9 protein-coding genes are annotated in these 10817 nt (G+C 29.4%); 1 reads left to right on the top strand and 8 read right to left on the bottom strand.

Translation table 11 applies throughout. The features are described from left to right. Positions 1–4 precede the first annotated feature (4 nt). The 8 genes from SJY17_RS08900 to SJY17_RS08865 form a co-directional block, all read right to left on the bottom strand. Entirely contained in the window at positions 5–679 is a 675-nt protein-coding gene (locus SJY17_RS08900; protein WP_397362215.1) for a class I SAM-dependent methyltransferase, read from the bottom strand. 14 nt (positions 680–693) lie between these two features. Further along, positions 694–1428, bottom strand: coding sequence for a sulfotransferase domain-containing protein (locus SJY17_RS08895; protein ID WP_397362214.1), 735 nt, complete (start codon positions 1426–1428; stop codon positions 694–696). A 76-nt stretch (positions 1429–1504) separates the two neighbouring features. Then, entirely contained in the window at positions 1505–2245 is a 741-nt protein-coding gene (locus SJY17_RS08890; protein ID WP_397362213.1) for a hypothetical protein, read from the bottom strand. A 5-nt stretch (positions 2246–2250) separates the two neighbouring features. Continuing rightward, positions 2251–3228 (bottom strand): glycosyltransferase family 2 protein, encoded by a 978-nt coding sequence (locus SJY17_RS08885; RefSeq protein WP_397362212.1) that lies wholly within the window; start codon positions 3226–3228, stop codon positions 2251–2253. Between the two features lie 58 nt (positions 3229–3286). Beyond that, a complete protein-coding gene (locus SJY17_RS08880) occupies positions 3287–4555 on the bottom strand; it encodes an ABC transporter ATP-binding protein (RefSeq protein ID WP_397362211.1) in 1269 nt (422 codons plus the stop codon). Between the two features lies 1 nt (position 4556). Continuing rightward, complete coding sequence (locus SJY17_RS08875; protein WP_397362210.1) at positions 4557–5441, bottom strand: ABC transporter permease; 885 nt, start codon at positions 5439–5441, stop codon at positions 4557–4559. A gap of 12 nt (positions 5442–5453) precedes the next feature. After that, the gene (locus SJY17_RS08870) at positions 5454–7910 is read right to left on the bottom strand and encodes a polysaccharide biosynthesis tyrosine autokinase (protein WP_397362209.1); all 2457 of its coding nucleotides are present in this window, start codon (positions 7908–7910) and stop codon (positions 5454–5456) included. Between the two features lie 8 nt (positions 7911–7918). Beyond that, positions 7919–8719: a polysaccharide biosynthesis/export family protein gene (locus SJY17_RS08865; protein WP_397362208.1), complete on the bottom strand. Its 801-nt coding sequence runs from the start codon at positions 8717–8719 to the stop codon at positions 7919–7921. A gap of 229 nt (positions 8720–8948) precedes the next feature. Here SJY17_RS08865 and SJY17_RS08860 point away from each other — a divergent pair, with 229 nt between their 5' ends. Then, positions 8949–10811: an ABC-F family ATP-binding cassette domain-containing protein gene (locus SJY17_RS08860; RefSeq protein ID WP_397362207.1), complete on the top strand. Its 1863-nt coding sequence runs from the start codon at positions 8949–8951 to the stop codon at positions 10809–10811. The last annotated feature ends 6 nt before the right edge of the window (positions 10812–10817 follow it).

Here is a 10817-nt window from a genome sequence, read left to right as displayed (position 1 = left end):
AACTCTATCTTAATTTAAAAGCCAAAATCATCTGTTCGTCAGATAATTTATCTTCTGTTATGTGTCCAAAATCTTTAAGCTGCCCAACTTCTTCAACTGTCATACTGTATTTTTTTGCTTTTTCCGTGTAAAAATCAAAACTTCTAAAAAGTACAGGAAACTCAAGCCATTTACCATCAGAATTATTTCCGTAATTTACATTTGCAAAAAAAACTCCATCATCAGACAAATGTTGACTAACGAATTTTAAACATTTATCAAGGATAGCGTCTTCAAGGTGAATCAAAACTGAAAACGCCAAAATTTTATCGAAATTTTTATCAAATTTAAGAGTATCAAAATCAGAAAAACTTAAAACTGTTGGCTCTTTTTTAATCAGTCTTTCTTCTTTTATTTCGTTCTTAGCTTCAAGTATTACATTTTCCCTAATATCGATTCCATGATATTTAGCATTATTCAAAAACTTGATTATAGGCATTCCTCCTCGTAAAGTCCCACAACCTATATCCAGAAATAAATCTCCTGGATTTAAACCATTCTTTCTTAAAAAATCAATTTGAAAACGTTGCTTTACTTTCCAGTTGCTTGAAGAACCAACAAGTTCATGCCTTTTCTCCTTGACATCTAGCTTCAATATCGATTTTATTTTCTTCTTAAAACTTTTAATTGTCTTTTTCATTGATTATCATTTTTTTAAATCCCTTTAGTTACAATACTGAAATAGTACTCTAAATCCTCATTATCAAAAGCTTCTTTCCAAGAATCTTTTGTGGCTTTGTTTGGTAATAGGCCTACTGGCTTTGTAATAGCATCTAGGTTTTTTTCTGATGTCTTTTTAGTTTTGCTAAAAAACTTATTGTGTATTTTAATATATTGTTGGTAAGGCTGGCTTACAAGGTCTTCATAACGAATTAATAATATGTTATTATTTTTTTCTGCAAAATCTGACCAGCTTTTTACATGTAAATACCAATGCTCAATGATATTATATTTAGGTTGAGATTTTGTTGCTGGCGTACCAGACCAATCAATTTTTGCTCTTAAAAACTCCTTAAAGGAGATACCTTCTAAATCTTTATGAATAAAATTATTGGTTTTCCAAATGGAGTAAGCTACAGCTCTTCCATCTCTTATTATATATATTTTTGGCTTGTTGTTAATGTTTCTTTCTGGAAAGAAATGATTTCCGAAGAGTTTTCCAAAGGGATTTCCTTCTTTATTGGTTTTTCTATTAGACCAATGTCCCCAAACCACATCAGAAATATTTAGGTTCTTTTTTTTATAAATATTTTTAGCCAAAAACGCCTCCAAAAAATGAGTTCCTGAACGAGGATGAGAATATACTCTAACCAGATTATCCTGTTTACCTAGTATTTTTTTTATTATTTTCTTAACTGTAAGCATAATGTAACCAGTAAAGTTTAGCATAGATTTAAAATCATTATATCGATTTTACTTTGCTCTCTAACATATTATTTATAATTTTTATAAAAACACTTTTACTTTAAAAAGAGGTTACATATTTATATTTTTCTGTTGCAATAACAAATACACTTTTGTTACCAACATACTCTTCTGTGAAAACATCTATTTGTTTATGCTTTAAAAATTTAAGCAGCTCTTTTGTTGTTTGTTTTTCTCCAATTCTATTATAATCATCCATTATAATAATAAAGTCATCATTTTTTGATAAATTTTCAGCTAGAGAAACTATATCATAGCGAGAATAGTTTTTTGAACCAAATGGACCATCTATTATATATAAATCAAATATTTCCTTAATATTTTCCTTTATTTTTTTGTATCCATTACTATCAAAACCATTAATTTTATTTTCTACTAAGTCTAATGTTTTTATTTCTGCTCTATTTGATAACTTAAAATTATCTAAAAAAAGTGATTTCCAATTTTCGTCATGCTCTATAGTTAATAACTTAGATTCATTTAAAGAATTATCTAAAAATGTTGAAATAAACTTTGTAGATTCTCCTAAACCAAATTCAATGATACTTTTAGGTTTAAAATCGGTTAAAATTCGATTTAACAAATAAAAGAAAGCGTAGTTCCCTGCCCATCGACCAATATTAAGTGGTAAGTTTTCTAACGCTTTTTTACCTCTAATACTGTCATGATAGATATGTGCCCATTCTAGTTCCTTTGACTGCAAATGAGACTTTGTTATTAAAAAATGGGAAGACTGCTGAAGTTTTATCTGTTCTTTAATTATTTTTTTTATTTTTTTCATCATGATTATCTCTTGTATACTTTTTTTAATAAATCAAAAAAATATGTTTCTCCTTTTACGTTAACGAAATACTTCTTACCAAAAAACAATAATTTTAGCATTAATGATTGCTTAAATGTAAGTTTTATATTTTTCTTAGCAGAGGCAATTACATTTTGTAACATCTTATTTGGAATTGCTTTAGTTGTATATAGGCTAACAATTATATATAACCAATGTTGCAAATTACTAATATTTGTGTTTAATACATCCTTAGGTATATATTTAGATATTGAATTAAAAAACTCTGGAATAGAAATAAAAACATTTTGATGAAACTGATTACTTCTAGGATTACTAGCACTTGCTTTTCTATAACTGCAATCTATTATTGAAACGATTTTAAATTTAGGCTTGTACTTACTTAGTAACTTAATATGAAATTCTACGTCTTGAAAACGCAAAAGTTTTTCATTAAAATTAATTTTATGTTTAATTAATTCTGACTTATAAAGTGTACGTTGCAAATTCCAAGGTAGACGTTGATCACTAATAAAAGCATGTAATGCTTCTTGCCAATTTTGCACTATAACATCTTTTGAGTCTTTTACATAACCATCATCCTTAATTATTCCCATAGAAAAGACTACAAAATCATAATCGTTTTTTATCATTTGGTCTATTCTACCTTCAAGGCAAAAAGGCAACATTAAGTCATCACTATCAAAAAATTGAAAATAAGTTCCTTTACTTAAAGAGATTCCATAATTACGACAAGTATTTGCACCTTTAGGTTTATCTAATGGTCTTTTATGTAATTGAAATTTTGAATCTAAATCTGTATAGTTTTTGATTAATAAAAAATCCTTTTCATCTGACCCATCATCAACAATAATACATTCCCAATTCTGGTAAGTTTGCTCGCTTATACTTTGCAGAGTTTTAACAACTAACTGAGCCTTGTTATAGGTTGGAATAATTATGGAAACTAATTTATCTTGCATTATTTTTTAATAACTTAATACACTTTACCTTTTGTTTATAGGCCTTTTAATAATTTAGTTAAATATAATTTACATCAAAGTCAAGTATCATTTTGCTTTGTTCTATTGGTACTTTTTTTCCTGTATTAAAATAATCGCCTTCAGTAACTTCAAAAGTTAAGGCATTTTGGATCCAATCAGAAATTAGACCATCTACCCTAATTAAAATAGTGATATAATATTGCCCTTCATTCATACCTAATTTATTGCAATTAAATAGTATTGATGTAAACTCTTTATTACCTTCAACCTTCAATAAATCACTACTCATCCAAACTAGATGTTGACCCATTGGATCATCAATTCTAAAATCAAATCTAACAGATGAGTTTAATTTTTTTTCTAGATTTTCAACATTAAACTTTAACGTAAAAGGTTTTCCTGTTTGTGGTAAAACACTAATAGTTTCTCCATAAACATCAACAGAATTTAACTTAACAATTCCGGAGCCTTTTCTTGTTGAAAAATCTATCTGGTTTAGGCTGTTCTTTGCTCCTTTTAAATAAAACTGGATAGAATCTTCTGTTGTTCCACTAAAAGCTACACTTCCATGCTCCAAAACAATACATCTAGTACACAAGTTTTTTACAGCAGCCATATTATGACTTACAAACAACACTGTACGTCCTTCTCCTCTAGAAATATCTTGCATTTTACCAATTGCCTTTTTTTGGAATTCTGCATCACCAACAGCAAGTACCTCATCTATCACTAAAATTTCTGGCTCTAAAAAGGCTGCTACAGCAAATGCTAAACGTACTGTCATACCAGAACTATAACGTTTTACAGGTGTATCTATATAGCGTTGACATCCTGAAAAATCAATAATTTCCTCTATTTTAGACGAGATTTCTTTTTTTGTCATCCCAAGGATTGCTCCATTAAGGTAGACATTTTCTCTACCTGTCATCTCTCCATGAAATCCTGTCCCAACTTCTAATAAAGACGCTATACGACCTCTAGTTTTAATTTCTCCAGTTGTTGGACCAGTTACTTTTGATAATATTTTTAATAATGTAGATTTTCCAGCTCCATTTTTTCCTATAATCCCTAAAACCTCGCCTTTTTCGACTTCAAAACTAATATCTTGTAATGCCCAAACGTATTGAGAGTTTCCTTTGGTACTACGATCATTAGACTCTCCAACTCTTAAATACGGATCTTCTTTACCACGTATTTTATGCCACCATCTATTTAAATCGTGACTTATAGTTCCTGTACCAACCAACCCTAAACGGTATTGTTTGGATATGTTTTCTGCTTTTAAGATGATGTTTTTATCTGCCATATTAAACCGTATCTATAAAAGACTTTTCTGTTTTATTAAATACTACTAATCCAATTAAAAAAATTAGGATACTTATTAAGCCTGCATATGCAAAATTACTTATTGAAAATTCTCCAACTCCTAACGTCATATTTCTAAATAATTCTATAATTGTGGTCATTGGGTTATACTCAACTAGCCAAGCATATTCTGGGACTTTTTCTTTAAAATAAGATAAAGGATACATAACAGCAGATCCATACATTAACAACTGCACACCAAAGCCAACTAAAAACGTTAAATCACGGTATTTAGTAGTCATTGAAGAAATTATCATCCCTAAGCCTAAACCCAACAAACCCATTAACAAAATAAGTACTGGCAATAATACAATGGTTATTTGTGGTATTGCATTAAATGCCTTATCCGTAAAAAACACAAAATAAATATAGAAACTAATAAATACTAATAGCTGGATACCAAACTTAATAAGGTTAGAAAATACAACAGATAAAGGTGTTATAACTCTAGGAAAATAAACTTTTCCAAATATTCCTTGATTGGCTTTAAAAGTGTCACTAGTACCAGAAATGCAGCTACTAAAATAATTCCAAGAGGTTATTCCTGCTAAATTAAATAAAAAGGCAGGAATACCATTACCTGTAGGTATGGCAGCCAAATTATTAAAAATAAGCGTAAAAATAATAGACGTAAATAAGGGTTGAATAAAATACCATAAAGGTCCTAGTATAGTCTGCTTATATTGTGTAATAATATCACGCTTTACAAATAAAAACAGTAAATCACGATATTGCCAAATCTCTTTAAAGTTAAGATTTACCATCTTTTTTTTTGGAGAAATAGTGTATAACCAGTCTTTTTTAGAATTTTCTGTTGTCAAACTCATTATGGAATATTACTAATTTAATGGATTTATTCTATTTAAAAAACGTCTAAAAATAGACTTCTTTTTGACTTCATCTTCATGATAACCATTAGCATAATTACCATAACCGTAACCATAACCATAACCGTAACCATAGCCATATTTTCCTTTTTGGTCATACCCATTATATAGGAAGCTTAAATTATGTATTTCGCCTCTTTTAAATTTATCATTAATAAGACCAAGCATCTCTTTTTTAGAGTAATCCTGTCTAACAACATATAGTGTTGCATCTGCATACTCTATTAACTCAATAGCATCTGCAACTAAACCAACAGGAGGTGTATCCATTACAATATAATCATACTGTTCTTTTAGCTGCTCCATTAATTCGTCCATTTTTTTGCTAATTAATAGCTCTGAAGGATTTGGAGGAATTGGCCCAGAAGTAATAACATCTAAATTATCTACTTTGGTATGTTGAATTACTTGATCTAAACTTTTTTGACCAATTAAATAATTAACTGCTCCAATATCATTCTGGATATCAAAATCTCCAAATATTTTAGGTTTACGTAAATCCAAACCAACCAATATTGTTTTTTTACCACTTAATGCAAATACTGTTGCAATATTAATAGAACAAAAGGTTTTACCTTCTCCACTAACAGAAGAGGTCAACATCACTGTTTTAGTGCTTTCTATGTCATGTTGCTTATACATATATTGCAAACTAGACCTAATAGCCCTAAATGCTTCTGCAACAGCAGATTTAGGTTTTCTGTGAACCGCTAAATTATTATCTAATGTGTTTTTACCAACAACACCTAATAGTGGGATTTTACTTAAATTTTCTAGATCTTGGGGTGTATGTATTTTTGTGTCAAAAAATAGTACTAAAAAAGCTAATAATAAAGGTGGTAAAATTCCTCCAAAAATTGCAAACATATACCTTGAGCTTAGTTTTAGATCTATTGGTATGGCTCCAGTATTTTTTGCAGAATCAATTAGTAAAATATCTGATACTGTTGCTGCTTTTATAATATCTGCTTCTCCACGTTTTGCTAAAAACAGATTATATGTTTTTTCGTTTAATAAGTATTGACGTTGGATATCCAAAAGGTTTTGTTGGTCTTTTGGCATTTTTTTAAACTGTCCTCTTGCACTTCCAATTTTTCCGTTAATTAAACTAAGCTCTCTATTAAGGCCACCAGATGCAGAACTAATATTTTCTAACAACACTAATTTTATACTTTCTATCTGACTATTTATATCGTCAAAAATAGAGGCTCCAGGTTTTACGGTTGCTTCGTATTTAGCCTTTTGCACAGATAAAGCATTAATCTTGGAGATATTACTTAATATATTAACATCATCTATTCCTGCAACTGAAGGTGCTGGTAGATCTGTAAACGTTTGACTGGTTTGTAAATAATTTTTCAAGCTTGTATAATAAGCTTTTTTTCTACTTACTTCATCACGCTGAAACTCTAAATCTGTTAGTTTTTTTGAAACTAATTCACTTTCTTGATCCAGATTATAAATCCCATTTTTAGAACGGTAATCATTTAAAGCATTTGCATTTCCTGTTAAGGAATCTTTTACTCGGCTTAATTGACTATCAATAAAATTTATGGTATTAGTTACAAACTGATTTTTTCTGTCTAATTGTTCTTTAGATAAAACTTCAACCGTTTTATTTAAATAATCTTCAATTTTTTTAGTGTTATTATCAACCATACTTAATAATAGTATAGCAGAACCTCTTGGATTATTAACAGATAGTTTATTTCTATAAATATTGACAACTGCATCATAAGACTTTAGATTTAAATAGTACGTTTCTCCTGTACTAACTACTCTGTCTTTAGTAATATTAATTTTTCCTTTTAAAAAAGGCAAATCAATAGTGTCGCCTAATAAATACTTTTTTGTAAATATACCTTGATTAACATCTAATGTCTTAATTGTATAATCGTTATAATTTTGTGCAGCAACTGAAGTTGTTTCAAAATTAAATTCTAAAGTATAATTATTATCCTCTAAAAAAGTAACCTTTATAAATTGATTTAACACTTGATAAGCATCAGGCTCAAGTACAAACCTAAAAGGTGCAGCTTTATAAATATCGTCTTTTCTAAAACGCGATTGCTTTAAATATTGAACATAAAATTGTAAGCTATCAACAACTTGCTCATGCAGACTTCTTGATTGTAACGTATTAATTGTAGTCTGTACTTTGGAAGATACACCTCCATAATTAAAGGTTAAGTTAGTATTAGATGTAAATAATGGGTTTTTATCTTCTTCAATTGATACTTTTGTACTTAATCTATACGATTGTTGCTTTCTAATATTTTGCTGATATACAATAAAAATTCCTATACCTACAAATAAGACAAAAAGCTTCCAATAACTTAGTGCCTTAAACAAAAACGCTTTAACATCAAATGCTGGACTAGAGTCTATAACATCAAATTCTTCTTTCATAATAACTATTAAAGGTTTTTAGCTAAGAAATAAGTAGAAATCAAAACCGAAAATATACTTGCTATGGTAGTAAACGTTTGTGTTGCTGTTTGACCTGCTCCCAATGCTTTACGCTTAAGAGGTTTTACTAAAATCATATCGTTAGGTTGTATGTAATAATATGGCGACTTCATGGCTGCAACATCTGTTAAATCTATATGATGAATTTTTTGTCCATTTGGATATTGTCTTATAACCAAAACATCCTTACGGTCTCCTGTTGGTAAAATATCTCCTCCATTGGCTAAGGCTTCTATTATGTTAACGCGATCTTGAAACAAGGTTAACACTCCTCCTCCTCCTACTTCTCCTGTAATTGTATACCTTAAACCTGCTAATTTTACAGTTACAAATATTTTTGAGATATCTTTTAGATATTTATCAAGTAAAGCTTCCTTTACTTTTTCTTCAATTTCATCTGTAGTAAAACCTAAAACATTTACTTTATCAAGGATAGGAAACTCTATATTACCATGTAAATCAACAGTAAAACCATTAAAATATAAACTTTGATTTCCAGTTGTATTAGCGACCTGTTCTGTAGGCTGAAAAACTTCTACAAGCTTTTTAAGCTCACTGTCAGTAGATTTAATACTGACACTTAAAATATCATTAATCTGCACTCTATATGGAGTAGCCAGAGCTTTGATCTGAAGGGAATCGTCAACAATTGTACCTTTATCCTGTAGGTACACCACGTCTTTATTAGTTATACACGAAGTACTTAAAAGACTAAGTACTACAACTATACATACTATAATTTGCTTCATATTGAGGCTTTTGATTATTGACAAATATAGCATTTCATCGTGAAAAACAAAACATTTATCGGTGTTTTTGGTTTTTAATCTAATATTTAGCACAAAAATGAAGTCTTGTTTTTTTATATTTTAAAAATTAATCTAGTAGATCATAAATTTCAGCTTTCATATTACAACTTTTCACTTTAAACTTTTCACTTTTCACTATTTTAAACCCATCTTTGTAAAAAACAATACTTTGAATTATTTAACTGTTGAAAATATAGCCAAATCTTATGGCGAACTAACCTTATTTGAAGGCATATCCTTTAGCGTGCATAAAGATCAAAAAATTGCATTTGTAGCAAAAAACGGAACTGGAAAAACATCCATCTTAAATATGCTAGCAGGTTTTGATGCACCTGACACTGGAAATATTATTTACAGAAAAGATATTAAAGTTGCTTTTTTACCTCAAGAACCTGTACTAGACGCTAGTTTAACTATAGAAGAAACCATTTTTACAGCAGACAATCCTATTCTGGATATTATTAAAAATTACGAAAAAGCATTACAAAATCCAGAAGATGAAGTTGCTTACCAAAAAGCCTTCGAGCAAATGGATAGACACAATGCTTGGGATTTTGAAACTCAATTTAAACAAATACTCTTTAAATTAAAACTTGAAGATTTTTCGCAAAAAATTAGTGCTCTATCTGGAGGACAAAAAAAACGTTTAAGTCTTGCTAACGCTTTAATTAACAAGCCAGATTTATTAATTTTAGACGAACCTACTAACCACTTAGATCTTGAAATGATTGAATGGCTTGAAGCCTTTTTTGCAAAAGAAAACATTACCATATTTATGGTTACTCACGATCGCTATTTTTTAGAACGTGTCTGTAACGAAATTATAGAATTGGATCATGGTCAATTATACAACTACAAAGGTAACTACTCTTATTATCTAGAAAAAAAAGAAGAACGTATTGCAAGAGAGCAAATAGAAACTGGAAAAGCTAAACAACTATTTAAGAAAGAATTAGTTTGGATGCGTCGTCAGCCAAAAGCACGTACAACAAAATCTAAATCTAGAATAGACGATTTTACAGAAATCAAACATAAAGCCAGTCAACGTAGAAAAGACCATGTTGTTGAGTTAGAATTAAATATGGAACGCTTAGGTAGTAAGATTGTTGAGTTTGTCAAACTATCCAAATCATTTAAAGACAAAATCATATTAGATCAATTTAACTATAACTTCCAAAGGGCAGAACGTGTTGGTATTATTGGTAAAAATGGAACAGGAAAATCTACGTTTCTAAATATGTTAACCCAAACTACACAACCAGATAGTGGTAAAATTATTATTGGAGAAACTGTCAAATTTGGATATTATACACAATCTGGTATCACACCAAAACCTGGTCAAAAAGTAATTGATATTGTTAGAGAATTTGGAGATTATATTCCGTTAAAAAAGGGACGACAAATAAGTGCGCAGCAATTATTAGAACGCTTTTTATTTGACAGAAAAAAGCAATACGATTTTGTAGAAAAACTTAGTGGTGGAGAACGCAAACGTTTATATTTATGTACTGTTTTGATTCAAAATCCTAACTTTTTAATCCTTGATGAACCTACAAACGACCTAGATATTGTAACATTAAATGTCCTTGAAGCCTTCTTATTAGATTTTCCTGGATGTCTAATTGTAGTGTCTCACGACCGTTATTTTATGGATAAAATAGTTGACCACCTTTTAGTGTTTAAAGGAGAAGGTAAAGTAGAAAATTTTCCTGGAAACTATTCCGATTATCGTGCTTATGAAGATAGCAAAGCACCAGAAAGTAAAAATACAGACGATAAAAAAGAAAAGAAAAACTGGAAAAAAGACAATAACATTACTTTGTCTTATAATGAGCAAAAAGAATACAAAAATTTAGAAAGTAAAATCAAGTCTTTAGAGTTTGATAAAAAAGAGATTGAACAACAATTTTTAAATCCAGATTTAACTCAAGATAAAATCACAGAATTATCTTCTAAAATCCAAAGTATTATCGATACAATAGAAGAGAAAGAAATGAGATGGTTAGAGTTGACTGAAAAAATGGAAGGTTGATTTAGT

It is taken from the genome of Olleya sp. R77988 (assembly GCF_044594215.1).
Classification (GTDB): Bacteria; Bacteroidota; Bacteroidia; order Flavobacteriales; family Flavobacteriaceae; genus Olleya.
The sequence above is the reverse complement of the archived record's forward strand: the minus strand, read 5'-3'. Positions and strand labels throughout refer to the sequence as shown.